Below are 26,949 nucleotides of genomic sequence, written 5' to 3' on the forward strand. Positions count from 1 at the left end.
TCGCCGCCCTCAGATGGGCCGGCTGCCGTATTTGCTGTCCGGCTTCTTCGGCGGGTCGGCGACCACGTTGGGCTCGATTTCCTGCACCTTGCCACCGCGAGAGAGGAAGTCCTCCATCGCCTTGGCCAGCGCATCACGCTCCTTCTGCTTGGCCTCCACCGAGGGCAGTTCCTCTTCCTCTACGGCTGCCTTGGCTTTCTTGCCGCCACCAGAGGAAGCCGGGGCCTCGTCGGCTTCGCCTTCGGCGTCGCCATCGTCAGCCGCGGCCAGCTCTTCGCCGTCGTCCTCGTCGCCACTTTCCAGCTCGTCTTGTTCCAGTTCTTCGTCGCTCATTATTCAACCTCGTGGTGCTGCAAAGCAGGTTAGTTATAGCCCAGCCGCGCGCTTTGACGAACGCTGCCGGAAAAAATTCACAGAGCCTCGCCCTGCAGGGTCGCCAGCACCTTGCGCGGCCCGCCGTGATCGCGGTGCTCGCCCAGGTAGACGCCCTGCCAGGTGCCCAGCGCCAGCCTCCCGGCGCTGACCGGCAGGGTCAGCTGGCAGCCCAGCAGGCTGGCCTTGAAGTGCGCGGGCAAGTCGTCCGGCCCTTCGTAATCGTGCTCGTAGCCACCCTCGTCCTGCGGCACCAGGCGATTGAAGAATCGCTCGAAGTCCCGCCGTACCGAGGGGTCGGCATTCTCGTTCAGCGTCAGCGACGCCGAGGTGTGCTGCAACAGCAGGTGCAGCAGGCCGACCCGGCAGCGCGCCAGGTCCGGCAATGCCGCCAGCACCTCGTCGGTGACCAGGTGGAAACCGCGCGACCGCGGGCGCAGGGTGATCAGGGTCTGCTGCCACATGGCGAAGCCTCCGATTGGCTACCGATGCGGGCGCATTCTAGCGAAGCGCAGAAAAAAACAAAGGGCGCCCGTAGGCGCCCTTCGTCGAACTCGCGCGAACCTTACAGGTTGTAGCCGCGCTCGTTGTGCAGGGCCAGGTCCAGGCCCACGGTTTCTTCTTCTTCGGTGACGCGCAGGCCGATGACCAGGTCCAGCACCTTGAGGATCACGAAGCTGACGATCCCGGTGTAGACGATGGTGAAGGCCACGCCCTTGAACTGGATGAACAGTTGGGCGCCAATGTCGGTGACGGTGCCGAAGCCACCCAGGGCCGGCGCTGCGAACACGCCGGTCAGCAGGGCGCCGACGATGCCGCCGACGGCGTGCACGCCGAAGGCGTCCAGGGAGTCGTCGTAGCCGATGGCGCGCTTCAGGCTGGTGGCGGCGAAGAAGCAGATCACGCCGGCAGCCAGGCCGAGGATGATGGCGCCCATCGGGCCGCAGGTGCCGGCGGCCGGGGTGACAGCCACGAGGCCGGCGACCACGCCCGAAGCGATGCCCAGGGCGCTCGGCTTACCGTGGGTGATCCACTCGGCGAACATCCAGCCCAGGGCAGCGGCGGCGGTGGCGATCTGGGTCACCAGCATGGCCATGCCGGCGGTGCCGTTGGCGGCGGCGGCGGAACCGGCGTTGAAGCCGAACCAGCCCACCCACAGCAGGGCCGCGCCGACCAGGGTGTAGCCCAGGTTGTGCGGAGCCATGGCGGCGGTCGGGTAGCCCTTGCGCTTGCCCATCACCAGGCAGGCCACCAGGCCGGCCACACCAGCGTTGATGTGCACCACGGTGCCGCCGGCGAAGTCCAGCACGCCCCAGTCCCACAGCAGGCCGCCGTCGCCGCTCCAGACCATGTGCGCGATGGGGGCGTAGACCAGGGTGAACCACAGGCCGGTGAAGATCAGCAGCGCGGAGAACTTCATGCGCTCGGCGAAGGCGCCGACGATCAGCGCCGGGGTGATGATCGCGAAGGTCATCTGGAACATCACGAAGACGCTTTCCGGGAACAGCGCGGCGGCGGAGGTCAGGCCTTCGCTGGTCAGGCCGCTGAGGAAGGCCTTGTCGAAGCCGCCGACGAAGGAGGCGAAGTTGATCACGCCCTTCTCCATGCCGACGGTGTCGAAGGCCAGGCTGTAGCCGTAGACGACCCACAGGATGCTGATCAGGGCGGTGATGGCGAAGCACTGCATCATGATCGACAGGACGTTCTTGGCGCGCACCATGCCGCCGTAGAACAGGGCCAGGCCGGGGATGGTCATCATCAGCACCAGGGCGCTGGAAATCAGCATCCAGGCGGTGTCACCACTGTTCAGGACCGGGGCCGCAGCTTCGTCCGCCATGGCCAGGCCAGGCATTGCGAGGGACAAAAGGGCTCCTAGCCCTGCGAACTTGCGCAGAGTCATTGTTGTTTCTCCTGGGGCGGTGGGGTTCGGTTGGCTTAGATGGCGTCGGTACCGGTCTCGCCGGTACGGATGCGGATCGCCTGTTCCAGATTCACGACGAAAATCTTGCCGTCGCCGATCTTGCCGGTGTTGGCGGCCTTGGTGATGGCTTCGATGACGCGGTCCAGCTGGTCGTCGGCGATGGCCACGTCGATCTTCACCTTGGGCAGGAAGTCGACGACGTACTCCGCACCACGGTACAGCTCGGTGTGCCCCTTCTGCCGGCCGAAGCCCTTGACTTCGGTCACAGTGATGCCCTGCACGCCGATCTCGGACAGCGACTCGCGCACGTCGTCGAGCTTGAACGGCTTGATGATGGCTGTGACTAGCTTCATGAAACTCTCTCCCGTGTTTTGGTGGACTCGCCCCAGGAAAACGAACCCGGGGACAAGTCTAAGCGCAGTGTCTGGCTTTGTAACGCGCCGGCCGCCCTACCTCAGCACTCCGACCTCTTCCAGCCGCTTCCCGCGAAGCGCTCGTCAGCTCCGCCAGCCGCACCGGACCTGCATCGGTGCACGCTATGCCAGCCCCAAAGCAGGAAGCTTGCCAGCTCGGCGAAAAGCCCGGCGATTCAGCCGCTTAGCGAAAAACACCGCGCGCCGGGCGATGGCCGGGTGCCATGTCGCGCACCAGAACCGGGCAGTCCTGCCGCCATGCCTGCGCAAAAATCGTGCAGCGCCCTGCTTTTTCCGGCCAACGCGGGGGCCGACCAGGGCCATCCGGGCGGCGCCATAGGGAAGAGGCTCGACCAGCGCTGGACCAGGGCCATCTATCCGAAGGGATTTTCCGAAAGCCTGAAGGCAAGTTCCTCAGTATCCGAGCGGGCGTCGCCGCAGGAGTCGAAAGACCTATCTTTCGCCGATTTGCGGACAACCAGCGATGAGCCTTCTCCCCAGCCGCCGCGCCTGGCCCGGCCAGGCAACCCCCACGCCCGCCAACCACTTCAGGCAGGACATCAACGGCCTGCGCGCCCTGGCGGTGGTCGCGGTCATCCTCTATCACTTCGACGTCGGCGGACTGGCCGGCGGATTCGTCGGCGTGGACGTGTTCTTCGTGCTCTCCGGCTACCTCATGGCGGGGATCATCGGCACGGGCCTGCAACGCAACGACTTCTCCGTCCTGGCGTTCTACTGGGCCCGGGCCAGGCGCATCCTTCCGGCGTTGCTGGTGGTCTGCGCGGTCGTGCTGGCCGTCGGCTGGCTGCTGCTGGCACCGAACGACTACAAGACCCTCGGCCGGCACGCCCGACAGTCCCTGGCCTTCCTGTCCAATCACCTGTATCTGAAGGAAGCCGGCTACTTCGACAGCGCCAGCCAGGCGAAATGGCTGCTGCACACCTGGTCGCTGTCCGTCGAATGGCAGTTCTACCTGGCGTTGCCGCTCATCCTCGCCCTCGCCTGGAAGCTGCTGCCCCGGCGCGGCACGCTCGTGAGCGTGCACCTGGCGCTGTTCTCCTGCTCGCTGGCGCTGTGCATCACGCTGACCGCCAGCCATCCGCAAAAGGCTTTCTACCTTCTGCCCGCCCGCGCCTGGGAAATGCTCCTGGGCGGGTTGTGCTTCCTGCTCTGCTCGAACCTCGGGCTCCCGGCGACGGCGCGGCGCCTGCTGGAAGCCGGCGGCCTGGCGCTGATAGGGGCGTCGGTGTTCCTGCTCGACGAGTCCGCCGCCTGGCCCGGCGCACTGGCACTGCTGCCGACATTGGGAACCGCCATGGTGCTGGCGGCCCGGCGGGAAACCTCGCCGTGGTGCACCCATGGCGCCGTCCAGTGGCTGGGCACGCGCTCCTACTCCCTGTACCTGTGGCACTGGCCGCTGGTGGCCTGGCTGTTCCATGCCGGCCACCGGCAAACGCCCCTGTGGATCGCCGCAGCCTTGCTGCTGACGCTATTGCTGGGCGAACTCTCCTACCGGCTGGTGGAACGACCGACGCGACGCTGGCTGAGCACGAGCAGGCGAACGTTCGCCGTGGCCGGCCTGGCCGGGCTGATGATCCTCGCCGGCTACCTGGCGCAGGTGGTGGTCAGGGCGAAAGGCTTCCCGCAACGGATGCCCGCGGACATCCTGGCGATGCGGGAACAGGCTCTGCAGGGCACGCCGCGCAACGGGGAGTGCCTGAGCAAGGGCGCGGGCTGCGTGTATGGCGGGCCGGACATCCAGGCCATGCTCATCGGCGACAGCCACGCCGCCTCCGTGGTCACCGCCGCGCAACTCGCGCTGCCCGACGCCGGCCAGGGCATCTACCTGCGGGCCGCGCCAGCCTGCCTGCCGGTCCCCGGGCTGCACATCCGCGAGCACCCGCGCGACAACCCGGAGGACACCTGCAACCGCCTGCGCCGGCAGCTGCCGGCCGAACTCGGCGACGCGCCCGGCCGGGTGCCACTGATCATCGTTACCCGCACCTCCGTCTACCCACTGGGCTACAACGGCATCGACCAGAACCGCAAGAACCGGCCGCAGGCCTACATCAGCTCGCCCGTGGACGAGCCCAGCAGCGAATGGCTCGAGGCGTTCGCCCGGCTCTACATCGACCACGCCTGCGCCCTGGCGCGGCAGCGCCCGGTCTACCTGGTGCGGCCGATACCGGAAATGCGCGTCGACGTACCGGATGTGATGAGCCGGAAGATGCTCCAGGGGAAGGCGCCGCAAGTCACCCTCAGCCGGGCCGACTACGAGGCGCGCAACGGCTTCGTCTGGAGCGTGCAGGACCGCGCCCGCGAAGCCTGCGGCGTGCAGATTCTCGATCCGCTTCCCTACCTGTGCGACGAAGGGCAATGCTACGGCGGCCGGGAAGGACAGGCCTACTACGCCGACGACAACCACCTGAACGCGGCGGGCAGCCGGCTCCTGGCGCCCATGTTCGCCAAGGTCTTCGCGGACCTGTCCACGGCCCAGGCCGATCCCCCGCGCTAGCGCGGGGCACTCGCGGCGGCTGCCCGGTCCGCGCCAGCGGCACCGGGCAGCGTGATAGACTCCCCACCCAGTCCCAACCGGAAACCCTCGCCATGCTGCCGCCCAAAGCCTTCCTCGACGCCCTCGGCCAACAGGCCAGCCGCCTCTTCGGCGGTGAATCGCCGCTGCCCCGCGCCGAGCTGGAGGCGCAGTTCAAGGTCCTGCTGCAGAGCGCCTTCGGCAAGCTCGACCTGGTCAGCCGCGACGAGTTCGACAGCCAGATGGTGGTGCTCGCCCGCACCCGCGCCCGCCTGGAGGCGCTGGAAGCCAAGGTCGCCGAACTGGAAGCCAGACTCACGCCGCCCGCCGAGACCGAATAAGCCGCAGGGGTTGGGAAAGGAGAGAGCGATTCCTCTCCCGCTTTTCTTCCCGTTCGTGTTCACCAACCCGGGCCAACAAGAAACTTCCCACAGGACATCGGCAGCATTACAGCGGCCTCCAGCATGGTCCCGGCTTCCCTGACCTCCTAGACTGGCGGTTTGTGAGGGAAGAGGCTGCCCCCATCCATGTCCCTGGCCATCGTCCACAGCCGCGCCCAGGTCGGCGTCGAGGCTCCCGGTGTCACCGTCGAGGCGCACCTGGCCAACGGCCTGCCGTCGCTGACCCTGGTCGGCCTGCCGGAAACCGCGGTCAAGGAAAGCAAGGACCGCGTGCGCAGCGCCATCCTCAATTCCGGCTTCGAATTCCCCGCCCGGCGCATCACCCTCAACCTCGCCCCGGCCGACCTGCCCAAGGACGGCGGACGCTTCGACCTGGCCATCGCCCTGGGCCTGCTCGCCGCCAACGGCCAGTTGGCCGGCGCCAGCCTGGACGGCCTCGAATGCCTCGGTGAACTGGCCCTGTCCGGCGCCCTGCGCCCGGTGCAGGGCGTGCTACCGGCCGCCCTGGCGGCACGCGCCGCCGGCCGCGCCCTGGTGGTGCCGAAGGAGAATGCCGAGGAAGCAAGCCTGGCCGGCGGCCTGACCGTCTACGCCGTGGGCCACCTGCTGGAGCTGGCCGCGCACCTGACCGGCCAGACGCCCCTGGCGCCCTACCAGGCCCGCGGCCTGCTGCGGGAAACCCCGCCCTACCCCGATCTCGCCGAGGTCCAGGGCCAGGCCGCGGCCGGGTCGCACAACCTGCTGCTGAGCGGCCCGCCGGGCACCGGCAAGACGCTGCTGGCCAGCCGCCTGCCGGGGCTGCTGCCGCCGCTGAGTGAAGACGAGGCATTGCAGGTGGCGGCCATCCACTCCGTGTCCGGGCGCGGGCCGCTGACGCACTGGCCGCAGCGCCCGTTCCGCCAGCCGCACCACAGCGCCTCGGCTGCCGCGCTGGTAGGCGGCGGCAGCCGGCCGCAACCCGGGGAGATCACCCTGGCCCACGAAGGCGTGCTGTTCCTCGACGAGTTGCCGGAATTCGACCGCAAGGTCCTGGAAGTCCTCCGCGAGCCCCTGGAAGGGGGAGAAATCGTGATCGCCCGGGCCAACGGCCGGGTGCGCTTCCCGGCGCGCTTCCAACTGGTGGCGGCTATGAATCCGTGCCCCTGCGGCTACCTGGGCGACCCCAGCGGCCGCTGCCGTTGCACCCCGGAGCAGATCCAGCGCTACCGCGCCAAGCTCTCCGGCCCGCTGCTGGACCGCATCGACCTGCACCTGACCGTGGGCCGCGAGAGCACGCGCCTGGTGCCCCAGGGCGACAGCCTGGGCAGCGCCGAGGTCGCCGCGCAGGTGGCCAGCGCCCGCGAGCGGCAACTGGCGCGGCAGGGTTGCGCGAACGCCGTCCTCGACCTCAAATCAATGCACCATAATTGTGCGCTGGACGATCAGGACCAGGCCTGGCTGGAAACCGCCGGCGAGCGCCTGGACCTGTCCCTGCGCGCCCTGCACCGCATCCTCAAGGTCGCCCGCACCCTGGCCGACCTGGAAGGCGCCGAACGCATCGCCCGCTCGCACCTGGCCGAGGCACTGCAATACCGCGCCGGGCACTGAGCCTCAGCAGCGCCAGAACGGCCGCAGCGCCTCGATGCGCGCCTGTTCGCGGGAAATGCCGATATCACGCAGCTGCTCGTCGCTGAGCTCCAGCAGTTGCCTGCGCGTGCGCACCCGCCGCCAGAACTGGCGCCAGCGGCTTTCCGCCGGGCCGCGCGGAGCCAGGCTGCCGTCGTCGATGCCGAGCAGTTCGCGCTGGTACAGGGTCAAGCGCACGTCTGTCATGCCGTTCATGTCGTCACTCCTCCTCCAAGCCTGTGGATAGAGTGGCGAAAGGGCAGCCTGCATTACAGATTCAAAGAAATGGAATTTTTTCCATACAGACAGCGGAAAAAACCAACTGAATGGCGTATTTTTGCCCGATCTGTACTGGTCTTTGCCGCCACGATGCGGCACGGGGCATCTGTCATGAAACGCTACGCACAACTGGCCGCCACCCTCGGCGAGCGCATCGAGCAGGGGCTGTACCGCCCCGGCGCCCGCCTGCCCTCGGTGCGCTCACTGAGCGAAGAGCACGGCGTCAGCATCAGCACCGTGCAACAGGCCTACCGGGTGCTGGAGGACGCCGGGCTGGTCGAGCCGCGGCCCAAGTCCGGCTTCTTCGTCCCCGAACGGCGCCCGCAGCCGGCCATGCCGGCGATGACCCGGCCGGCGCAACGGCCGGTGGACGTGTCGCAGTGGGACCAGGTGCTGGAGCAGGTGCGTCACGCCCCCGGCGGCGACTTCGTCCAGCTCGGCCGCGGCACCCCGGACATCGCCAGCCCCTCGCTCAAGCCGCTGCAGCGCGCCATGGCCAACGCCGCGCGGCGCACCGACCTGCAGGCCCTGGGCTACGAAGGCCTGCAAGGCTCGCTGGCGCTGCGCGAACAGATTTCCCGGCTGATGCTGGATTCCGGCTGCCAGGTGCCGCCCAGCGAAACGATCATCACCACCGGCTGCCAGGAGGCCCTGGCCATCACCCTGCGCGCCATCTGCCAGCCGGGCGACATCGTCGCCATCGATTCGCCGAGCTTCCACGGCGCCATGCAGACGCTCAAGGCCCAAGGCCTGAAGGCCCTGGAAATCCCCACCGACCCGACCAACGGGGTGAGCCTGGAGGCCCTGGAACTGGCCATGGAGCAATGGCCGGTGAAGCTGATCCTGCTCACCCCCAACTGCAACAACCCGCTGGGCTACATCATGCCCGACGCGCGCAAGCGCGCCCTGCTCAGCCTGGCCCAGCGCTATGACGTGCCCATCCTGGAAGACGACGTCTACGGCGAGCTGGCCTATGCCTACCCGCGGCCGCGCAGCATCAAGTCCTTCGACAGCGACGACCGCGTGCTGCTGGCCAGCTCCTTCTCCAAGACCGTGGCGCCGGGCCTGCGCACCGGCTGGGTGGTGCCGGGGCGCTACCTGGACCGCATCCTCCACCTCAAGTACATCGCCAGCGGCACCTGCGCACCGCAGCCGCAGATGGCCCTGGCCGAATTCGTCGGCGGCGGCCACTACGAGCCGCACATCCGCCGCATGCGCGCCCAGTACCAGCGCCACCGCGACCTGATGACCGACTGGATCGCCCGCTACTTCCCCGAAGGCACCCGCGCCACCCGGCCACAGGGCGGCTTCATGCTCTGGGTGGAACTGCACCCGCAGTTCGACAGCGTGCGGCTGAACCGCGAACTGCAGGCCGAGCGCGTGCAGGTGGCGGCCGGCAGCATCTTCTCGGCCGCCGGCAAGTACCGCAATTGCCTGCGCATGAACTACTCCAACCGCGACCTGCCACGTATCGAAGAAGCCGTGCGCAAGGTCGGCGCCTGCGCCACGCGGCTGGTGGAGGAACTGCACGCCGAGGCCGGGGAGGATGTCGCTCTGGCGTGAAGGGGCATAGCGCCTGGGCAACGGTGTTGGGGAGGCACGGTCGTAGGAGTGGCTGTCTTGCCGGCTGCACCAAGGTGCTCTTCGTAGGATGGGTTGAGCCTGCGAAACCCATGCTGCCGCGGTGATGGGTATCGCTTCGCTCAACCCATCCTACGACGGTGTTTCTCCGGCGCTTTGTAGGAGCGGGCCCTGCCCGCGATTCGCGCGCAGGGCGCGCTCCTACAGGGAAATACCGTGCCGGGCGACAAGGCACAATCGAAACATTTATCCACAGCACACCTCCCGCCCACCGGCACGGGGCTGCGATACTCGCGGCCTGCCTCCCGGAGACCGTCATGACCAGCCTGATCCTCGGCCCGCTCGCCATTCCCATGCCCCAGGCCCTGCTCTACCTGGGCTTCCTCGCCGCGCTGCTGGGCGGCTGGCTGGCCGGGCGCAGGCGTGGCGGCAACCCCGAGGGGGCGCTGTTCGCCATGCTCCTGGCCGGCCTGCTGGTGGCGCGCCTGGCCTTCGTCGCGCGTTACGCCGGGCAATACGCGGCGGCACCCTGGAGCGTGCTGGACATCCGCGACGGCGGCTTCCTCGCCTGGCCAGGCGTCCTCGCCGCGGCCCTGCTCGGCACCTGGCTGGTCTGGCGCCGCAACAGCCTGCGCCGGCCGCTGGCCATCGCCCTGGTGAGCGGCCTCTGCGTCTGGGGTGGCGGCAAGACGGTGGTCTCCGCCCTGGACCGCGGCCAGCAACTGCCGGCCCTGGCGCTGAGCGACCTGCAGGGCCGCCCGGTGAGCCTCGGCCAACTGGACGGCCGCCCGTTGGTGGTCAACCTCTGGGCCACCTGGTGCCCGCCCTGCCGGCGCGAGATGCCGGTACTGGCAGCCGCCCAGCAGGCGCGTCCGGACGTGCGCTTCGTGCTGGTCAACCAGGGAGAACCGGCCGAAGCCATCACCAGCTTCCTCGCCAGCCAGAACCTGAAGCCCAGGGAAGTCCTGCTCGACCTCGGCAACCAGCTCGGCCAGGCCACCGGCGCCTACGGCATGCCGACCACCTTCTTCTACGCCGCCGACGGCCGCCTGCGCCACAGCCACATGGGCGAGCTGTCCGCCGCCAGCCTGGAGCGCGGCCTGCGGCAGCTGGCCGAGCCCCGGCGCTGAGCTAGGACGTGATGACCGAGCAAACTCATGCCGCACTCGATGCCAAATGACCAGAGCGCATCCTGAATCTCATTACAGGTTTTTCTATTAAGCGATAAGTCATCGCTGAAAAGACAATTACGCAAATCAATGCCAGAAAACTCACGACAGAGTTCTGATATACGTTACCGGACAGGATGTCGAATTTCTCGACGACGGAGAGAACAGGCATATGAAAGAGATAAATTCCATATGACCAATGCCCCAGTGCCTCAAGAGCCCGTCGGAAAAACAAACCAATCCGCGACACACGGATAAGCTGCGGCTTGGCGTAAAGCATCGTAAAACCCAGGAACCAGAGTCCAAGCAATGGCAAGAGAAGGTAGAGAGTGAAGGCATCAACCTTGCCTTTCTGAAACAGAGTATCTCCTACAACTCCAGTTCTCGCGAACATCAGCAGAATCAACGATGCCAGTGAAACCTTGAAAAACAACTGGCTACGCACAATACCTATCCGAGATTGACCATTGACATAAAAGGCCGCAATTCCGCCCAGAAGAAACACTTCAAAATTGTAAATCACATCATGGTGAGCCAGTCGGTTCCATATCACGCGACTCATTACAAAGCCATCGTCATAAGGAATATCCCAGAATACAATTGCGCTGTATATAAAATATACAAGAATAATGAAGAGCAAAGCTCCAAGTACACCAAGGCTCAAGCAGAGCCAACGCATGAAAAGGAACAAGACTGGCGCCAGGACGAAGAAAGCCACCTCGACAGGAAGGCTCCAGTAAACATGATTGAAAATTATGCCACCATCGATCTTATATGCACCAACGAACCCAAACAAAGCCAGAACCTCACCCCAGCGATAGAATGACTCTGGCCAATAGATCAAGACACAGGCGAGAATAGAAAAATAGTACAACGGCAACACTCTCAACGCTCTATTTCTGTAGTACCCCCAAACACTTAAAATAGAACCCGACTCATAACGACCGAGTATAAAATTCTGGGTAATCAGAAACCCACTCAAACAGAAAAAAACAAGGACCGGTATGTAGCCGAAGGGTCTCAACAGCCACTCCAGGCGGGAGGTACCAAGAGCCGTATAGAACTCAAACGGATAATGTCTCAACACCACGGCAAAGGCGCAAACCCCTCGCAGAATTAGCAGATAGTCGAATGACTGGAGAGAGCTATCTCTTTCTACCAAACCGTAAATCCTATTATGCTAGTTCATTTCACACCAGCCAACCAAAAACGCCAAACTCTTTCAGCTATTTAACCGGATCCCGGTCATTGGGTTTTAGCTGATGCTTACCCCTATATTTAGTATGACGCCAAAATATTCAGAAGCAGCCCTAGGAAAACTTCGACTCCGGCTTACTGCAACTAGTTAGTCTTCACGCCGCATAAATACCCATACGCCATCATCACCAATAGTGATTGGCACGTCCAATCTAATGCAATGTACCGAGACCCGATAGCGCTCGTCATAATCGGCCATGACCTCAGACTCGGCACAAGAGGCATGCTCAATATCATCTTCGCTTATAGGGCCATCAAAATAGAGCCTTATATCCAAAGATGATTCAGACATTGAAAATGTTATCGCACGAACTCTTGCTGACACCTCACCCAGAAGGGCTCTTTGAATATTCAAACGGGCCGTCAAAACTGAATTATCAATAGCAATCACGATTCATGGCCTCGCAGGCATGATGTGAATATGGACATCTACTCCAACTTTATCTATAACCTGCACGACGTCCCCCCCCTACGGTACTCGGAATAGATGCTATGGACCGCCAAGCCGGCACCCAGCACATTCAGGAGACATCGAAAAAATCTGGCTATTGCCAAACCGCAAATCTGTAGTCCATTACGTATTGATCAATATACTCTTCTAGAAACAAGCCCCCAGGCACTAGACCATTAGCCACTTGATTAGCCTCTATTGAAGTAATTCTCATATCCACACTCGCCGCAGATGAGAGGTTGCTTCCGCAGAGTTTTATATAGAGCACTCATCCAGTTATGGCGCCACGGGCGCCCACTTTCGATAGCGATTAATCGACTTCTGCAATTTAAACATTTAATCTGAAAAGCCAGGAAAACAAATATCAATCCCGCACACAATAGTGGCCATACAACAAGGCCAGAGCAGTCATTTATCACATCTTCCCAAGCAGGAGAAAACAAATAAACCACCCCTCCCATAAGAACAAGTAGAGAGTTCAAAAAACACGTAAGAGCTGAAAGTAAACACAGCCACAGGATAAATTTACGAGAAATCATTTCCCTTGTTCTCTTGCGAGCTTAGGTCCCGATGGAATTTTCAGCGGAGAGGTCCAATTTTCACTCTTCCCTCCTAATTCACCCAAGGCAGATGCTGTGCCTTCAATAGCAGCTTGAGCCCCCAAGCTCCCTAAAGCAATTGGCTTCGTGTTTTGAGAGAGTTTCGAGCCAATTACTCTAGGTGCTATTTGAGGCCCGAATGTACTTACTCCTTTGGCGCTTAGCCCCCCAACAGCTCCACCTAAAGATGCGCCAACCATAGACGCCCCACTAAAATCGTCAAAGTATTCTCGGCCATCGATTCCATTATTAGCAATTTGACCAACTACATTAGCAGCACCGTTACTTACAACAGTTAATCCCGTACTAGCGACCGCACTTCCTGCTGCATAAGAATGAAGCGGTTGAAATGCTGCTGAAATTACCGCCCCCGCTACAGCTCCTACGGCAGCCCCTTTAATAACTCCGCCCCACCCTTTAGCTGCATATCCAGTGGTAGCCCCACCAAACCCTCCAGCCAACGCACCTCCCGCGATATGTGCCCATTGCCCATCAGGATCAATATATTTATAGGGATTGTTGAGCACATAGGCGTAGCGGTTCAGCCTTCCCGGCTCATCTTCACTGGCCTCCTTCGGATCCACCGACAGGAATCGCCCAATCAACGGGTCGTAATAACGGGCTCCGGCGTAAACCAGGCCGCTGTCCTGGCTCTGCGCATGGCCGGTGAAACCGAGCGTCCCGTAGCCTTGGTAGCCGGGGCGGTCCTGGCGTTCGCCATAGGGCCGGTAATGCTCGCGCCAGAGCAGATTTCCGGTCTCGTCGGTGGCAGCCACCGGCGAGCCCAGATGGTCGTTGTGGTAGTAGGTGACGAAGACCTCGCTGCCGTTGGCCATTCCACAGAGCAGCAGCAGGCAAAGGCTGGCCAGCTTCATCCATTGGTGCATGATCTTTCTCCCTGGCCGGTAGTCAGAAAACGGTGCTCTGGCGACCATTCACCGGGTAGCGCTTTTCCTTGCAGTTGGAGACGCCATTGGCGTTGTCGTCTACGAACTCGCATTGCATGCGGGAGGCGATGCGCTCACCTGCCAGGTAGACGTGCTCGACGAACCCGCCGTCGGCGGGGAAGTCCTCGCGCAGCAGGCGCCCCTCCTGGCCATACAAGGAGAACACCTGGGTGCCGTTGGCGATGGTATTGGTGCCTATGTGTTCATAGGTAATGCACTGCAGTGGCCCCCGCTCGAGGGTCTGGTCGTTCCTGGGAGCGAAGCCCTTGATGTACTGGTACTCCCAGGCCAGGTCACGGGGCTGTACTCCGAGGATATTGGAGAGAATCCGACGCTGTATGACATTGAGCTTTTCCGCAGGATCGACGCCCATCTGCTGAAAGCCGTACTCATAGCCGACACGCAGGCTAAGCGGGCTGGTCATGCCGGTCATCGAGAAACGGCCGGGCACGGTACCCACCAACGAGTTCGCGTTGTTGTAGGCGTACGTCCAACGCGTGCCGTCGGGGTAATTCACGCTGGTCAGGTAGTGGGGCTTGGCCCCGACCTTCCAGTTGGCATCGGCATAGCCATAACCGATGCTGACGCCGTTGGCGGAAACGCCCATCAGCACGGCTCTCGGGCCATTCTCATCGTGATAGCTGAAGTCGACTACGCGCCCATCCGTCGCCGTGATGCGCTTGAGCAGGTGATGCCGGGCCAGCCTGTTGGACTTCGAAACGTTGTAGCTGAAGTCGAGAGCGTTTCCGTCGGCATCTTCGATACGCGTGACGAAGTAGCTGCGCAGTTGCTTGTCAGGCGAGACAGTACCAAGGAGATCGAAGACGTATTTGCGGCCATCGGGAGAGAACACCATCAGGCCACCATCTCCCTTGTTCTGCTTGATGGGAAGGCAGCGACCGATCCAGCGCGCCTTGCTGATGAACGCGTGATCGCTGCCATCGCCATTGGCCAGGACGTGGCGTGAGCCATCGGGTAGTTCGAGTATCGGATTGAGATTGGAGGCCGCCTGCCCGATCTGGCAGCCGCGATTGTTGTCGGCCTGGACAAGGCGATTGTAGGTATCCGAAACCCACAGGCGCCCGAAGTGCAGGTCCCATCCCGTACCGAACGGCGTCCTCTCGATATGGCCGTTGCTGTAGGGCCCCACTGGATTGGTAACGCTCTGGTAGTTGCGCAGCACCTCGACATCCAGGCCGCCGTTGCCTGGAATGAGCAGGTCCCTGGTCACTATCTTCAGCGCCCCGCTGAAGGGGTCGATGCTGTCCACCTGCTCGCCGTCGGCGAACTGCCGGTTGCTGTTGAAGCCGGGCTCCTGATACGAGCCGACTGCCGCTGCGTTGAAATCCTCGCTGGCAGCCAGAGAGCCGATCGGCCCGAGCATGGCGGCCATGGCCAGGGCACGAACGGCTGGTGAACCGGCGAACATGGGCTTTCTCCTGAAGTGCAGACCGGGCGGACGACCCGCCCGGTCTCATTCAGGCGAAGCTACAAGCAGTGCTCCGAAGAAATTCCCACGTTATGGATCGGACAAATCCGCAACAACGAACGGATTACCCTTAGGAACTTCAAGTGCGCACCCGGCAGGCCGGTATCCGGTCGATCACTGGATCTGCTCCGGCGTCACTATCACCCAGTTCTTGTCCGCGGTGACCGGCTGCCCCAGCTTGGCCTGGGCCTCGGCGTTCTTCTTGATCATGCCGTCGAGCTGGTCCATGTACTTGGCCTTGCGGTTTATCCACAGGTGGACGCCGTTCTCGGCGGTGCCGTTGAACAGCATGTAGCCGTCGCTGCTGGGGGTGTCGCCGCCGACCAGGATGGGGCGCTTCCACTGGTCGATGTAGGTGAGGATGGCGGCCTGCTTGCCGGCCATCCAGGTCGCCGGGGTCCACAGGTAGGGGGTGATCTCCAGGTCCATATTGGCCTTGGGATCGTATTTGCCCTCGCCGATCTGCTTGCGCGCGGTGGTCAGCGCGCCGGTCTTGCGGTCCTTGAGCAGGGTGGTGACGCCGATGACGTTCTGCGGCTTCACGTTGTAGCCGTACTTCGGATCGCTGGCGACCATGCGCACCAGTTCCTCGTGGGCGGCGGTCATCACGTAGACCTCGATGCCGTTCTCCATCAGCTTGTTGTACAGCTCCTGCTGGCCGGTGAAGACCTTCGGCGGGTTGATCTCGATGGTCTTGACCGCGTCACCCTCGTAGTAGGTGCTGGGGATCGGCTTGCCATAGGCCATCAGCTCGTCGACGTAGCCCTTGAGTTCCTTGAGGGTGAAGCCGGAGAACACCTGGGCGACCCAGGGGTAGCAGACCAGGTCGTCGACCTCGCAGAGGCGGTAGTAGTAGCTGTTCAGGCTTTCCTTGTGGCCGCCCACGTCCTTGAAGGGGATCAGCTTCAGCGACGGGTCCAGCTTCTCGCGGGTCAGCACGCCTTTCATTTCCAGGAAGGGCAGCAGCGACTCCTCCAGGTCGTAGCGGTAGCTGGTGTTGTCCATGTCGAAGACCGCGAAGGCGCCCTTGTTGGCGTTGGCCGCGATCAGGGCGTCCAACTGCTTGGCGGCCGGTTCCGGCCAGTGCTTGAGTTCGGTGGCGGCGAAGACGCTGCTGGCCAGGCCGCCGAGCAGCAGCGCGGCGAGCAGGGTGCGCATGGGTTTCATCTGGTTTCCCCCGAGGTGGTCTTGTGGGTGGAAGGACCCGGCGCGGGCCGTTCCCTGGACTAGTCCAGCATTCACCCTAGCAAAGCCGTGTTGCAGTCCTGCGATGAACGCGACCTCGGGCGTTGCCTGCGCGCCAGGACTTGGCCAGGAGCGACAGGGCATGCCTGGAAGCGGCGGGCAGCGCAGGGGGCGCCGCCCGCCGCTGGCTCAGAGAATCTCCTCGGGCGTGACCACCAGCCAGTTCTTGTCGACGCGCACCGGCTGGCCGAGCCTGGCCTGAGCCTCGGCGTTCTGCTCAATCATGCCTTCGAGTTGGTCCATGTACTTGGCCTTGCGGTTCACCCACAGGCGCATGCCGTCGTCCGCCGTGCTGTGGAACAGCATGTGGCCGTCATTGCTGGGCGAGTCGCCGCCGACCAGGATGGGCTTCTTCCATGGGTCGATGTAGGTCTGGATGGCCGCCGTCTTGCCGGCCATCCAGGTGCCCGGGGTCCACAGGTAGGGGGTGAACTCCAAGTCCAGGTTGGCCTCGGGATCGTACTTGCCTTCGGTGATCTGCCGGCGCGCGGTGGTCACCGCGCCGGTCTTGCGATCCTTCAACAGGGTGCTGACGCCGATGACGTTCTCCGGCTTGACGTTGTAGCCGTACTTCGGGTCGCTGGCGACCATGCGCACCAGTTCCTCGTGGGAGGCGGTGAGGATGTAGACCTCGATGCCGTGCTCCATCATCCGCTTGAACAGTTCCTGCTGGCCGGTGAACAGCTGCGGCGGCTGCACCTCCACGGTGCTCAGGGTGTCGCCGTCGTAGTAGTCGCTCTTGACCGGCTTGCCGCTCGCCATCATGGCGTCGAGGTGGCCCTTGAGTTCGCGCAGGGTCAGGCCGGAAAGCGCCTGGGCGGCCCAGGGGTAGCAGACGCGGTGATCGAATTCGCAGAGCCGCGTGTAATAGCTGTTGAGGCTTTCCTTCTTGTCCTTGAGGTCCTTGAAGGGAATCAGTTTCAGGGAAGGGTCGAGCTTGTCGCGGGTCAGCACGCCCTCGTTCTCCAGGTACGGCAGCAACGCCTCGGCGACGTCGTAGCGGTAGCTGGTGTTGTCCATGTCGAAGACGGCATAGGCGCCCTTGTTGGCGTTGGCCGCGATCAACGCGTCGAGCCGCTTCGCCGCGGGCTCCGGCCAGTGCTTGAGCTCGGTGGCGGCCACGGCGTCGTTGGCCAGGCCGCCGAGCAGCAGGATGCCGAACAGTAGTCCATAGGTTTTCATCGAATGTTCCCCCGGTTGCGAATGGCGGGGAAGGCCCGGCGACATGGGCTTTGGCCCATCATTGATGGCCGGGCGTTTTCCCCTCCGCCACGACCGTAGCAAGGGGGAAAAGGACCAGACAGGCGGTCGGGCGTCGCATGCGCATTCCGGCCGCAGGGGCCGCTGAAACGCCCTACAAGCTACTCCAGCATTTCAACCTGCGGCAGTCGCATTGCGCTGACTTCGGCCAGAAGAAAATCCCTCAGACGACGCAGGCGCTCCTGCTGTCGCCGCGCCTTGGGCCAGACCAGGTAATAGCTCTCGCCGCTGGCTACCGCGCTGGGCCAGGGCAGGGCCAGGCGGCCGGCGGCGGCATCCTCGGCGACCATCACCAGGTCGCCGATGGACAGGCCGTAGCCGCGGGTGGCCGCGACTATGCCCAGCTCCAGGGTGTCGAACACCTGGCCGCCCTTGAGCGACACCTGCTCCTCCAGGCCCACGCGCTGCAGCCAGCGGCGCCAGTCGCGGCGGTCCGGCGTGGGGTGCAGCAGCTCCGCGGCGGCCAGCCGCTCGACGTCCCAGGGGCCATCGTCCAGCAGTTGCGGGGCGCCGACCGGGATCAGCCACTCGGGGAACAGCAGGCAGCTCTCCCATTCCGCCGGGAAGCGCCCGGCGCTGAGCAGCACCGCGCAGTCGAAGGGCTCGCGGGCGAAGTCCACCTCGTCGACGTCCATCCAGGCGCTGGTCAGTTGCACCTCGATATCGCTGTTGGCCATGCGGAAGATGCTCAGGCGCGGCAGCAGCCAGCGCATGGTCAGGGTCGAGGGCGCCTTCAGGCGCAGCACGTCCTCGTCGCTGTGCAGGCTGGCGCAGGCGCGCTCCAGGGCGTCGAAGCCGTCGCGCAGGCCTGGCAGCAGCAGGCGCGCCGGCTCGGTCAGGCGCAGCTGGCGGCCCTGGCGCTGGAACAGCTGGCAGTCGAAATGCTCCTCCAGGGTGCGCACGTGGCGGCTCACCGCGCTCTGGGTGATGGCCAGCTCCTCGGCGGCGCGGGTGAAGGAGGCGTGCCGGGCGGCCGCCTCGAAGGCGCGCAGGGCATAGAGCGGGGGCAGGCGACGGGGCATGGCGGGCCTTCAGTCATGAGTTTGACTCATGTATTGCATCGCTTTTTTCCTTTTGTGGGAAGGCCCCACGCCCCACCAGAATGGGCGAATCGATCAATCCGGGAGGCGCCAGGCGCCGCCCAAACCAGACTCATGTCATGCCCACGCCCTACCGCACCGAACTGCAGGCCATCCTGCGCCTGGCCGGGCCGCTGATCGCCGCCCAGCTGGCCTATGTCGCCATGGTCTTCACCGACACCCTGATGATGGGCAAGCTCGGCCCCGACGCCCTGGCCGCCGGGGGCCTGGGCGCCTCCACCTATGCGTTCGTCTCCACCGTGTGCAGCGGCGTGGTGGCGGCCACCGGCAACCTGGTGGCGATCCGGCATGGCGCGCGCGACAGCGCCGGCGCGGCCGCCGCCACCCAGGCGGGGCTGTGGGTCGGCCTGGGCCTGGCGCTGCTCGCCGGCGCCCTGCTGTGGAACCTGGAGGCGCTGCTGCTGGCGCTCGGCCAGGCGCCGGCGACGGTGCACGGCACCATGAGTTTTCTGCACAGCATTCTCTTCGCCCTGCCCGGCTACCTGGCCTTCATGGTGCTGCGCGGTTTCACCAGCGCCATCGAGCGGCCCGGCCCGGTGATGGCCATCAGCGTGCTCGGCGCGCTGGCCAACCTGGGCCTGAACTACGCCTTCCTCGACGGCTGGTTCGGCCTGCCGCGCCTGGGCCTGGCCGGCATCGGCCTGGTCACCGCCATCGTCATGAACCTGCTGCCGCTGATCCTCGCGCTGTACCTGCGCTGGCACCCGGCCTATGCCGGCTACCCGCTGCTGCGCGGCCTGGGCCGGCCGCAGCGCCGGGAGATCGCCGAGACGCTGCGCCTGGGCCTGCCGATCGGCGGCACCTACGCGGTGGAATCGGGCATGTTCACCGTGGCCACTCTGTGCATGGGGGCGATCGGCGCCACCGCGCTGGCCGCGCACCAGATCGCCATCCAGTCGGTGTACCTGGCCTTCATGGTGCCGGTGGGGATTTCCTACGCGGTGACCTTCCGCATCGGCCAGCACTACGGCGCCGGGCGCCTGCTCGAGGCGCGCCGCGCCGGGCGGGTGGGCATCGGCTTCGGCGCGCTGTGCATGTTCGCCTTCGCCCTGCTGTTCTGGCTGGCGCCGCGCCAGGTCATCGGCCTGTTCCTCGATCTCGAGCAACCGGCCAACCAGGCGGTGGTGCAACTGGCCGTGAGCCTGCTGGCGATCGCCGCCTGGTTCGAGCTGTTCGACGGCCTGCAGAGCATCGCCATGGGCGCCATCCGCGGCCTCAAGGATGCCCGCATCACCTTCCTGGTGGGCCTGGCCGGCTACTGGCTGGCGGGCGTGCCGCTGGCCTGGCTGCTGGCCTTCCCCTTCGGCTGGGGCCCGCACGGCGTCTGGTGGGGGTTGGCGGCGGGGCTGGCGTGTACCGCGCTGGGCCTGTGCCTGGCCTTCGAGGCACGCACCGCGCGGCTGCTGCAGCCGATGGCGGAACCGGGCTTCAGTTGCCGACCGGGTCCTGCTGCCTGAGCGCGCGTCCGGCGCCGAACACCAGGAAGCGCGCCAGCTCGGGCAACGGCAGCGGGCGGCTGATCCAGTAGCCCTGCACCTGGTCGCAGCCGAACTGGCGCAGCAACTGGCGCTGGTCGGCGCTTTCCACGCCCTCGGCGACCACCTCCAGGTTGAGGTTGTGCGCCAGGTTGATCATGGCCCGCACCAATTGGCGGTTCTCGGCGCGCTCGGACATGCCGCCGACGAAGCTCTTGTCGATCTTCAGCAGGGTGATCGGCAGGCTGTTGAGGTGGACGAAGGAGGAGAAGCCGGTGCCGAAGTCGTCCAGGGAGAAGCGCACGCCCAGTTGCCCCAGCGTCTGCATGGTCTGCAGGACCTGCTCGCTGCGGCGCATCACGGCGGTTTCGGTGAGTTCGAATTCCAGCCAGCGTGCATCCACGCCGCGCTCGGCGATCAGCCGTTGCAGCGTGGGCAGCAGTTGGCTGTCCTGGAACTGGCGGAACGACAGGTTGATGGCCATGTGCAGCGGCGGCAGGCCGCGCCCGAGCAGCCACTGCATGTCGCGCAGGGCGCGGGCGATCACCCAGTAGCCCAGCGGCACGATCAGCCCGCTCTCCTCGGCCAGGGGCACGAAGTCCCCCGGGGTGAGCAGCCCGCGGCTGGGGTGGCGCCAGCGCACCAGGGCCTCGAGGCCGACGATGGTGTCGCTCTCCAGGTCCAGGCGCGGCTGGTAGTGCAGTTCCAGTTCGTCGCGGCGCAGGGCCCGGCGCAGTTCGCTTTCCAGTTCGGCCAGGCTGCGCGCGCCGCGGTTGATGCGCTCGTCGAAGAGGTGGAAGGTGCAGCCCTGGCGCATCTTGGCCTGCTGCATGGCGATGTGCGCGTGCCACATCAGGGCGTCGGCGCTATCGCCGGAGCGGGCATGGGCCAGGCCCAGGCTGCAGCCCAGCAGCAGGCTCTCGCCCTCCACCCAGTAGGGCTCGCCCAGCACTTCGACGATGCGCTCGGCCAGGCGCTCGGCGCGCCGTGGGTCGCGGCGGGTGTCCAGCAGCAGGGCGAACTCGTCGCTGCCCAGGCGCGCCAGGCGGTCGCCGTGCTCCAGGTGCGAGCGCAGGCGCGCCACCACCTGCAGGATCAGGCGGTCGCCGGCCTGGTGGCCGAGAGCGTCGTTGACGTGGCGGAAGTTGTCCAGGTCGAGGTGGCCGAGGGCCAGGCCGCGGCCCTGGAACTCCTCCAGCTGCGCGGCCAGCAGGGTCTGGAAGCCCTGGCGGTTGGCGATGCCGGTCAGCGGGTCCTGCTCGGCCAGGCGCTGCAGGGTGGCTTCCAGGCCGCTGCGCTCGCGGGCGTAGCGCAGGGAACGGCGCAGCACCTCGCTGCTCAGCTGCGGCGTCAGCCAGTCGGCCACGCCGGCGGGCGTCTGCGCGGGCTCGTGCTCCAGCAGCAGGATGATCGGCAGCCGGCAGTTGTCCCGCGACGGCAGCCGGCCCGGGGTAGCCAGCACCAGGCCGACCTCGTCCTCGTCGAACAGGCTGCGGGCGGACTCCCAGGAAGGCGCGGTGATCAGCGAATAAGCGTTGCCCAGCGCGGCGAGATGCTCGCGCAGCAGCTGGGCCCACTGTGGCGTTTCAGCCAGCAGGAGCAGGCGCGTGGACTCGACCGACGCAGCCAAGCGACCCCCATGAAAAGAAAAGGAATGCCCCGGGCGCCATCCCATGCCCCGGCCATCCGGATTGGCGTTCCAGCGCCCGGACGATGCCGTCTGTCGGAGCGGAACCAAGGAAACTCTTCAGAGTTTTCTTCAACTAATGCAGCCACAAGCCTAATACAAGTATGAATTTATCCAAAACGGCGAAGCGCGACGGCGTCACAGATCGCCGTTTTTCCGCAGCCCCGGGCGGGGCTGGTAGAATAGCCGCCCGCTTCGCCATCGATACCCTTCCCGAACCATGTCCCGACTCAACCCCCGGCAGCAAGAGGCCGTGAACTACGTCGGCGGCCCCCTGCTGGTGCTGGCCGGCGCCGGCTCCGGCAAGACCAGCGTGATCACCCGCAAGATCGCCTACCTGGTCCAGCAGTGTGGCATCCGCGCCCAGTACATCGTCGCCGTCACCTTCACCAACAAGGCCGCGCGCGAGATGAAGGAGCGCGTCAGCACCCTGCTGCGCCCCGGCGAAGGCAAGGGCCTGACCGTCTCCACCTTCCACAACCTGGGCCTGAACATCATCCGCAAGGAATACGCCGCCCTGGGCTACAAGCCCGGCTTCTCGATCTTCGACGAGAGCGACGTGAAGGCGCTGATGACGGACATCATGCAGAAGGAGTATTCCGGCGACGACGGCCTGGACGAGATCAAGAACCTGATCGGCGGCTGGAAGAACGACCTGATCCTGCCCGACGAGGCCCTGGCCCAGGCGCGCAACCCCAAGGAAAAGACCGCCGCGATGGTCTACCTGCACTACCAGCGCACCCTGCGCGCGTACAACGCGGTGGACTTCGACGACCTGATCCTGCAGCCGGTGAAGCTGTTCCAGGACAACCCGGACATCCTCGAGAAGTGGCGCAACCGCGTGCGCTACATGCTGGTGGACGAATACCAGGACACCAACGCCAGCCAGTACCTGCTGGTGAAGCTGCTGGTGCAGCAGCGCGCGCACTTCACCGTGGTCGGCGACGACGACCAGTCGATCTACGCCTGGCGCGGCGCGCGTCCGGAAAACCTGATGCAGCTCAAGGACGACTTCCCCTCGCTGAAGGTGGTGATGCTGGAGCAGAACTACCGCTCCACCAGCCGCATCCTCAAGTGCGCCAACGTGCTCATCGCCAACAACCCCCACGTGTTCGAGAAGCAGTTGTGGAGCGAGATGGGCGAAGGCGACCCGATCCGGGTGATCCGCTGCCGCAACGAGGAAGCCGAGGCCGAGCGGGTGGCCATGGAAATCCTCACCATCCACCTGAAGACCCAGCGGCCCTACAGCGAATTCGCCATCCTCTACCGCGGCAACTACCAGGCCAAGCTGATAGAGCTGAAGCTGCAGCACCACCAGATTCCCTATCGCCTGTCCGGCGGCACCAGCTTCTTCGCCCGCCAGGAAGTGAAGGACCTGATGTCCTACTTCCGCCTGCTGGTGAACCCGGACGACGACAACGCCTTCCTGCGGGTGATCAACGTGCCGCGCCGGGAGATCGGCTCGGCGACCCTGGAGAAGCTCGGCAACTACGCCACCGAGCGCGGCTGCTCGATGTTCGCCGCCAGCGGCGAGCTGGGCCTGGCCGAGCACCTGGACGCGCGCTTCGTCGAGCGCCTGCAGCGCTTCAAGCGCTTCATCGACAAGGTCCGCGAGCAGTGCGCGGGCTCCGACCCGATCGGCGCGCTGCGCAGCATGGTAATGGACATCGACTACGAGAACTGGCTGCGGCAGAACGCCTCCAGCGACAAGGTCGCCGACTTCCGCATGGGCAACGTCTGGTTCCTCATCGAGGCGCTGAAGAACACCCTGGAGCGCGACGAGGACGGCGACATGACCATCGAGCAGGCCATCGCCAAGCTGGTGCTGCGCGACATGCTCGAACGCCAGCAGGAGGAAGAGGAAGGCGCCGACGGCGTGCAGATGATGACTCTGCACGCCTCCAAGGGCCTGGAATTCCCCTACGTGTTCATCCTCGGCGTGGAGGAGGAAATCCTCCCCCACCGCTCCAGCATCGAGGCCGACAGCATCGAGGAAGAGCGGCGCCTGGCCTACGTCGGCATCACCCGGGCGAAGAAGAACCTGGCCATGACCTTCGCCGCCAAGCGCAAGCAGTACGGCGAGATCATCGACTGCTCGCCGAGCCGCTTCCTCGACGAGCTGCCGCCGGAAGACCTGGTCTGGGAAGGCCAGGAAGACGCCCCGGTGGAGGTCAAGGCGGCCAAGGGCAACGCGGCCCTGGCGGACATCCGCGCGCTGCTCAAGCGCTGAGCCTGCGCGCCGACGCGCTCTTCGTAGGATGGGTTGAGCTTGCGAAACCCATGCGGTCGTGGCGATGGGTATCGCTTCGCTCAACCCATCCTACGATGCTGGCACGGATGGGAAATTCGCCGCCAACCTGTAGGAGCGGGCCCTGCCCGCGATTCGCGCGCAGGGCGCGCTCCTACAATGGAATGCCACGGCGACGGCCAGCCGAAGCTGTCCATCCGATCAACTTCTTCTTTTGTCGGAAGGTCGCGCAGGCCGGCGCTTACGAGGTAGAATTGCGCGCTTCATCAGCGGCCCCAGCTCCGCCAGGAAGCCCCCAATTGAACACCCTCAAAGACAAAATCCGCAGCGAAGGCATCGTCCTGTCCGACCAGGTCCTCAAGGTAGACGCCTTCCTCAACCACCAGATCGACCCGCTGCTGATGAAGCAGATCGGCCACGAGTTCGCCGAACGCTTCAAGGGCCAGGGCATCACCAAGATCGTCACCATCGAGGCCTCGGGCATCGCCCCGGCGGTCATGGCCGGCCTGGAGCTGGGCATCCCGGTGATCTTCGCCCGCAAGTTCCAGTCGCTGACGCTGAAGAACGACCTGCTGATCTCCAAGGTGTTCTCCTTCACCAAGCAGACCGAGAGCACCATCGCCATCTCCGCGCGGCACCTGACCGCCGCCGACCACGTGCTGGTGATCGACGACTTCCTCGCCAACGGCCACGCCGCCAAGGCGCTGATCGACCTGATCCAGCAGGCCGGGGCGAGCATCGCCGGCCTGGGCATCGTCATCGAGAAGTCCTTCCAGGACGGCCGCAACCTGCTGGAAAGCGAAGGCTACCGCGTCGAATCCCTGGCCCGGGTGAAGTCCCTGGCGGGCGGCGAGGTCGAGTTCCTCGACTGACTCAGGCTGCGCTGTGAAAAAGGCGGGCGCCCGGCAAGGGTTCCCGCCTTTTTCATGCCCTTCATTCTCTTCGTAGGAGCGAGCTTGCTCGCGAACGACCCCGCTGCGGAATCCGTTCGCGAGCAAGCTCGCTCCTACACGAAGCCGTCCCGGGTGGCGTGCAGGCCGGCGAGGATCAAGCGCTGGTAGAGCTCTTCGCGCAGGCCATCCGGCTGTTCCAGGCCCATGCGTTGCAGGTGCGCCGGGAAGGCTTCCGGCTCCGGCGCATCCAGGGTGGCCTTGCCCAGTTCGAGGATCTCGCTGAGCCGAAGCTTGCTCTTCAGCCAGGTCAGCGCCCGCAGCAGGTCGCGCTCCTCCGGGGTGAAGTCGCAGCCCAGCGGGTATTCCGGCAATGCCGCGCGGTGTTGCACACACAACGCCTGCAGGCGTTCGGGAAGGTTGTCGCGTTGGCGCCGCTCCAGCTCGAAATCCGCCGGCAGCTTGCCCGCCGCCTTGGCCTCGGCGATGAGGCCGTCCTGGAAGCGCGAATCGGCGATGGCCAGCAGCGCTTCGATCACCTCGGCGTCGTTCTTCCCGCGCAGGTCGGCGATGCCGTACTCGGTGACCACGATGTCGCGCAGGTGCCGCGGGATGGTGGTGTGGCCGTAGCTCCAGACGATGTTCGAGCTGACCTCGCCGCCGCTCTCGCGCCAGCTACGCAGCAGCAGGATGGAGCGTCCGCCGTGCAGCTCGTGGGCCTGGGCGACGAAGTTGTACTGGCCGCCGACGCCACTGACCACGCGGCCGTCCTCCAACTGGTCGGCCACCCCGGCGCCGAGCAGGGTGACGGTGAAGGCGCTGTTGATGAAGCGTGCGTCGCGGCGCTGCAGGCGCTTGAGTTCCTCGTCGCGGTAGAGGTTGTTGACGAAGCCGATACCGGTCATGCCGATGCCGGCCAGGCGCTCGGCCGGCAGTTCGCGCAGGCGCTGGTAGAAAGCCTGCGGGCCGAGGAAGAAACCAGCGTGCAACCAGATACCGCCGGCGTCCGCGCGCGGCTGTTCCACCTGTGGGTAAACCTGCCGCTTGAGTACGCCGGCCTCGGCCAGGTCCAGCAGGCCCGGCACGAACATCTCGCTGCAACCGTAGAGGCCCTGAGTGAAGGTGCCCAAGCCGCCTTCGCGGTCGATCAGCCCCGCGTGGCGCTCGGCGATCTCCAGTTCGGCGAGCAGCGCGCGGTATGCGGTGTTGTCACGCTGGCGCAGCAGCAGCGCCGAGGTCACCGCATCGCCCATGGCACCGATGCCCACCTGCAAGGTGCCGCCGTCGAGCACCAAAGCGCTGGCGTGCAGGCCGATGCAGTGGTCCTGCCAGCCCACCGGCATGTAGGGCGTGGAGAACAGCGTGCTGGCGTCCTCCGGCTGTTCCACCAGCAGGTCGAAGATATCTTCGTCGATCTCAGCGTCGCCCGGCATGTACGGCAGGTCACGGTGCACCACGCCGATGCAGAGGATGCGCTCACCGGCCGCGCGGCGGCGGCGTAGCATGGGCAGCAGGTCGAGGGTGATGTCCGGGTTGCACGCCAGGCTCAGCCTGCCGGGCCGCGCCGGGTCGCGGGCGACCAGCTGGGCCACGGCGTTGATGCCCTTGGCGTCGAGGTCGCGGGCAACGTGGCTGTAGTTGCAGCTGATGTAGTTCTGCTGCGCCGGCGCGCTGTCCAGCAGGCTGCCCGGCTGCAGGTAGAACTCCTCGACGCGCACGTTCGGCGGCAGGCTGCCCTGGCGCAGGTCGCGCAGGTAGTCGAGCTCCGGGTAGTCGCCGTACAGGCGTTCGACGAAGGGTTCGAGGAAGCGCCGCTGCAGCTCGCTGCCGGCCTGGGGGCGGCCCAGCGACAGTGCGGTGTAGAGCGTCAGCTGGCGCGCCGGCTGTTCGCCCAGGCGTCGGTAGAGACGGTTGACCAGATGGTTGGGCTTGCCCAGGCCCAGCGGCAGGCCCAGGCGGATCGGGCCATCGAGTCCGGCCAGCAGATGGTCGACGGCTTCGTCGAGGGTGCAGCGGTGCGCCAAGGT

21 protein-coding genes and 1 pseudogene are annotated in these 26,949 nt (G+C 65.1%); 8 read left to right on the plus strand and 14 right to left on the minus strand.

Translation table 11 applies throughout. The annotated features are described in order from the left end of the window. Window positions 1-9: 9 nt before the first annotated feature. From sutA to glnK, 4 genes are all read right to left on the minus strand, one after another. A complete protein-coding gene (gene sutA / locus ACTWJ5_RS30780) occupies window positions 10-333 on the minus strand; it encodes a transcriptional regulator SutA (protein ID WP_116425168.1) in 324 nt (107 codons plus the stop codon). Between the two features lie 77 nt (window positions 334-410). Further along, a complete protein-coding gene (locus ACTWJ5_RS30785) occupies window positions 411-836 on the minus strand; it encodes a secondary thiamine-phosphate synthase enzyme YjbQ (protein ID WP_253392411.1) in 426 nt (141 codons plus the stop codon). Window positions 837-937: 101 nt separating this feature from the next. Continuing rightward, window positions 938-2,272 (minus strand): ammonium transporter, encoded by a 1,335-nt coding sequence (locus tag ACTWJ5_RS30790; protein ID WP_074983180.1) that lies wholly within the window; start codon window positions 2,270-2,272, stop codon window positions 938-940. Window positions 2,273-2,307: 35 nt separating this feature from the next. After that, the gene (gene glnK, locus ACTWJ5_RS30795) at window positions 2,308-2,646 is read right to left on the minus strand and encodes a P-II family nitrogen regulator (protein ID WP_003457590.1); all 339 of its coding nucleotides are present in this window, start codon (window positions 2,644-2,646) and stop codon (window positions 2,308-2,310) included. A gap of 544 nt (window positions 2,647-3,190) precedes the next feature. On the opposite strand from glnK, the gene ACTWJ5_RS30800 reads away from it, so the two are divergent. The 3 genes from ACTWJ5_RS30800 (at window position 3,191) to ACTWJ5_RS30810 (ending at window position 7,227) form a co-directional block, all read left to right on the plus strand. After that, the gene (locus ACTWJ5_RS30800) at window positions 3,191-5,221 is read left to right on the plus strand and encodes an acyltransferase family protein (protein ID WP_444437149.1); all 2,031 of its coding nucleotides are present in this window, start codon (window positions 3,191-3,193) and stop codon (window positions 5,219-5,221) included. A 92-nt stretch (window positions 5,222-5,313) separates the two neighbouring features. Then, window positions 5,314-5,580: an accessory factor UbiK family protein gene (locus ACTWJ5_RS30805; RefSeq protein ID WP_074983184.1), complete on the plus strand. Its 267-nt coding sequence runs from the start codon at window positions 5,314-5,316 to the stop codon at window positions 5,578-5,580. A gap of 186 nt (window positions 5,581-5,766) precedes the next feature. Further along, window positions 5,767-7,227, plus strand: a complete 1,461-nt coding sequence (locus ACTWJ5_RS30810; RefSeq protein ID WP_444437150.1) for a YifB family Mg chelatase-like AAA ATPase — start codon at window positions 5,767-5,769, stop codon at window positions 7,225-7,227. Between the two features lie 3 nt (window positions 7,228-7,230). Here the strand turns inward: ACTWJ5_RS30810 and ACTWJ5_RS30815 are convergent, their stop codons facing one another. Further along, window positions 7,231-7,461: a DUF1127 domain-containing protein gene (locus tag ACTWJ5_RS30815; protein ID WP_058488049.1), complete on the minus strand. Its 231-nt coding sequence runs from the start codon at window positions 7,459-7,461 to the stop codon at window positions 7,231-7,233. 174 nt (window positions 7,462-7,635) lie between these two features. On the opposite strand from ACTWJ5_RS30815, the gene ACTWJ5_RS30820 reads away from it, so the two are divergent. Both ACTWJ5_RS30820 and ACTWJ5_RS30825 read left to right on the plus strand, forming a co-directional pair. Next, window positions 7,636-9,087, plus strand: coding sequence for an aminotransferase-like domain-containing protein (locus ACTWJ5_RS30820; protein WP_444437151.1), 1,452 nt, complete (start codon window positions 7,636-7,638; stop codon window positions 9,085-9,087). Between the two features lie 335 nt (window positions 9,088-9,422). Further along, the gene (locus tag ACTWJ5_RS30825; RefSeq protein ID WP_444437152.1) at window positions 9,423-10,235 is read left to right on the plus strand and encodes a prolipoprotein diacylglyceryl transferase family protein; all 813 of its coding nucleotides are present in this window, start codon (window positions 9,423-9,425) and stop codon (window positions 10,233-10,235) included. A 25-nt stretch (window positions 10,236-10,260) separates the two neighbouring features. Here ACTWJ5_RS30825 and ACTWJ5_RS30830 read toward each other — a convergent pair whose 3' ends face one another. The 7 genes from ACTWJ5_RS30830 to ACTWJ5_RS30860 form a co-directional block, all read right to left on the minus strand. Continuing rightward, window positions 10,261-11,436, minus strand: a complete 1,176-nt coding sequence (locus ACTWJ5_RS30830; RefSeq protein WP_444437153.1) for an acyltransferase family protein — start codon at window positions 11,434-11,436, stop codon at window positions 10,261-10,263. A 183-nt stretch (window positions 11,437-11,619) separates the two neighbouring features. Then, complete coding sequence (locus ACTWJ5_RS30835; protein ID WP_253392437.1) at window positions 11,620-11,922, minus strand: hypothetical protein; 303 nt, start codon at window positions 11,920-11,922, stop codon at window positions 11,620-11,622. A gap of 595 nt (window positions 11,923-12,517) precedes the next feature. Next, window positions 12,518-13,468 carry an RHS repeat domain-containing protein gene (locus ACTWJ5_RS30840; RefSeq protein ID WP_444437154.1) on the minus strand — a complete coding sequence of 317 codons (951 nt, stop codon included), beginning with the start codon at window positions 13,466-13,468 and terminating at the stop codon, window positions 12,518-12,520. Between the two features lie 22 nt (window positions 13,469-13,490). After that, window positions 13,491-14,957, minus strand: a complete 1,467-nt coding sequence (locus tag ACTWJ5_RS30845) for a hypothetical protein (RefSeq protein WP_253392440.1) — start codon at window positions 14,955-14,957, stop codon at window positions 13,491-13,493. A 174-nt stretch (window positions 14,958-15,131) separates the two neighbouring features. Beyond that, window positions 15,132-16,184, minus strand: a complete 1,053-nt coding sequence (locus ACTWJ5_RS30850; RefSeq protein ID WP_058488046.1) for a hypothetical protein — start codon at window positions 16,182-16,184, stop codon at window positions 15,132-15,134. A gap of 207 nt (window positions 16,185-16,391) precedes the next feature. Continuing rightward, window positions 16,392-17,444 carry a haloacid dehalogenase-like hydrolase gene (locus tag ACTWJ5_RS30855; RefSeq protein ID WP_444437155.1) on the minus strand — a complete coding sequence of 351 codons (1,053 nt, stop codon included), beginning with the start codon at window positions 17,442-17,444 and terminating at the stop codon, window positions 16,392-16,394. A 179-nt stretch (window positions 17,445-17,623) separates the two neighbouring features. Next, window positions 17,624-18,544 (minus strand): LysR substrate-binding domain-containing protein, encoded by a 921-nt coding sequence (locus ACTWJ5_RS30860; RefSeq protein WP_253392449.1) that lies wholly within the window; start codon window positions 18,542-18,544, stop codon window positions 17,624-17,626. A 137-nt stretch (window positions 18,545-18,681) separates the two neighbouring features. Here ACTWJ5_RS30860 and ACTWJ5_RS30865 point away from each other — a divergent pair. Then, window positions 18,682-20,150 (plus strand): annotated as a pseudogene (locus ACTWJ5_RS30865) (NorM family multidrug efflux MATE transporter). Here the strand turns inward: ACTWJ5_RS30865 and ACTWJ5_RS30870 are convergent. Continuing rightward, a complete protein-coding gene (locus ACTWJ5_RS30870; protein WP_444437156.1) occupies window positions 20,051-21,772 on the minus strand; it encodes a putative bifunctional diguanylate cyclase/phosphodiesterase in 1,722 nt (573 codons plus the stop codon). The pseudogene ACTWJ5_RS30865 and the gene ACTWJ5_RS30870 sit on opposite strands and share 100 nt — an antisense overlap. Window positions 21,773-22,004: 232 nt before the next feature. Here ACTWJ5_RS30870 and rep point away from each other — a divergent pair, with 232 nt between their 5' ends. Both rep and ACTWJ5_RS30880 read left to right on the plus strand, forming a co-directional pair. Beyond that, window positions 22,005-24,014 (plus strand): DNA helicase Rep, encoded by a 2,010-nt coding sequence (rep, locus tag ACTWJ5_RS30875; protein WP_444437157.1) that lies wholly within the window; start codon window positions 22,005-22,007, stop codon window positions 24,012-24,014. A 317-nt stretch (window positions 24,015-24,331) separates the two neighbouring features. Further along, entirely contained in the window at window positions 24,332-24,904 is a 573-nt protein-coding gene (locus ACTWJ5_RS30880; RefSeq protein ID WP_249918408.1) for a xanthine phosphoribosyltransferase, read from the plus strand. Between the two features lie 134 nt (window positions 24,905-25,038). Here the strand turns inward: ACTWJ5_RS30880 and ACTWJ5_RS30885 are convergent, their stop codons facing one another. Then, window positions 25,039-26,877, minus strand: a complete 1,839-nt coding sequence (locus tag ACTWJ5_RS30885; RefSeq protein WP_444439690.1) for an acetyl-CoA hydrolase/transferase C-terminal domain-containing protein — start codon at window positions 26,875-26,877, stop codon at window positions 25,039-25,041. Between the last annotated feature and the right edge of the window lie 72 nt (window positions 26,878-26,949).

It is taken from the genome of Pseudomonas sp. A6 (genome assembly GCF_052367875.1).
In the GTDB taxonomy this organism is placed as follows: domain Bacteria; phylum Pseudomonadota; class Gammaproteobacteria; order Pseudomonadales; family Pseudomonadaceae; genus Pseudomonas; species Pseudomonas citronellolis.

Excerpts from the sequence above, each read along its gene's own strand:
- sutA (WP_116425168.1), bottom strand. The coding sequence starts at position 333 with ATGAGCGACGAAGAACTGGAACAAGACGAGCTGGAAAGTGGCGACGAG.
- ACTWJ5_RS30785 (WP_253392411.1), bottom strand. The coding sequence starts at position 836 with ATGTGGCAGCAGACCCTGATCACCCTGCGCCCGCGGTCGCGCGGTTTC.
- ACTWJ5_RS30790 (WP_074983180.1), bottom strand. The coding sequence starts at position 2,272 with ATGACTCTGCGCAAGTTCGCAGGGCTAGGAGCCCTTTTGTCCCTCGCA.
- glnK (WP_003457590.1), bottom strand. The coding sequence starts at position 2,646 with ATGAAGCTAGTCACAGCCATCATCAAGCCGTTCAAGCTCGACGACGTG.
- ACTWJ5_RS30800 (WP_444437149.1), top strand. The coding sequence starts at position 3,191 with ATGAGCCTTCTCCCCAGCCGCCGCGCCTGGCCCGGCCAGGCAACCCCC.
- ACTWJ5_RS30805 (WP_074983184.1), top strand. The coding sequence starts at position 5,314 with ATGCTGCCGCCCAAAGCCTTCCTCGACGCCCTCGGCCAACAGGCCAGC.
- ACTWJ5_RS30810 (WP_444437150.1), top strand. The coding sequence starts at position 5,767 with ATGTCCCTGGCCATCGTCCACAGCCGCGCCCAGGTCGGCGTCGAGGCT.
- ACTWJ5_RS30815 (WP_058488049.1), bottom strand. The coding sequence starts at position 7,461 with ATGAACGGCATGACAGACGTGCGCTTGACCCTGTACCAGCGCGAACTG.
- ACTWJ5_RS30820 (WP_444437151.1), top strand. The coding sequence starts at position 7,636 with ATGAAACGCTACGCACAACTGGCCGCCACCCTCGGCGAGCGCATCGAG.
- ACTWJ5_RS30825 (WP_444437152.1), top strand. The coding sequence starts at position 9,423 with ATGACCAGCCTGATCCTCGGCCCGCTCGCCATTCCCATGCCCCAGGCC.
- ACTWJ5_RS30840 (WP_444437154.1), bottom strand. The coding sequence starts at position 13,468 with ATGCACCAATGGATGAAGCTGGCCAGCCTTTGCCTGCTGCTGCTCTGT.
- ACTWJ5_RS30845 (WP_253392440.1), bottom strand. The coding sequence starts at position 14,957 with ATGTTCGCCGGTTCACCAGCCGTTCGTGCCCTGGCCATGGCCGCCATG.
- ACTWJ5_RS30850 (WP_058488046.1), bottom strand. The coding sequence starts at position 16,184 with ATGAAACCCATGCGCACCCTGCTCGCCGCGCTGCTGCTCGGCGGCCTG.
- ACTWJ5_RS30855 (WP_444437155.1), bottom strand. The coding sequence starts at position 17,444 with ATGAAAACCTATGGACTACTGTTCGGCATCCTGCTGCTCGGCGGCCTG.
- ACTWJ5_RS30860 (WP_253392449.1), bottom strand. The coding sequence starts at position 18,544 with ATGCCCCGTCGCCTGCCCCCGCTCTATGCCCTGCGCGCCTTCGAGGCG.
- ACTWJ5_RS30870 (WP_444437156.1), bottom strand. The coding sequence starts at position 21,772 with ATGGGATGGCGCCCGGGGCATTCCTTTTCTTTTCATGGGGGTCGCTTG.
- rep (WP_444437157.1), top strand. The coding sequence starts at position 22,005 with ATGTCCCGACTCAACCCCCGGCAGCAAGAGGCCGTGAACTACGTCGGC.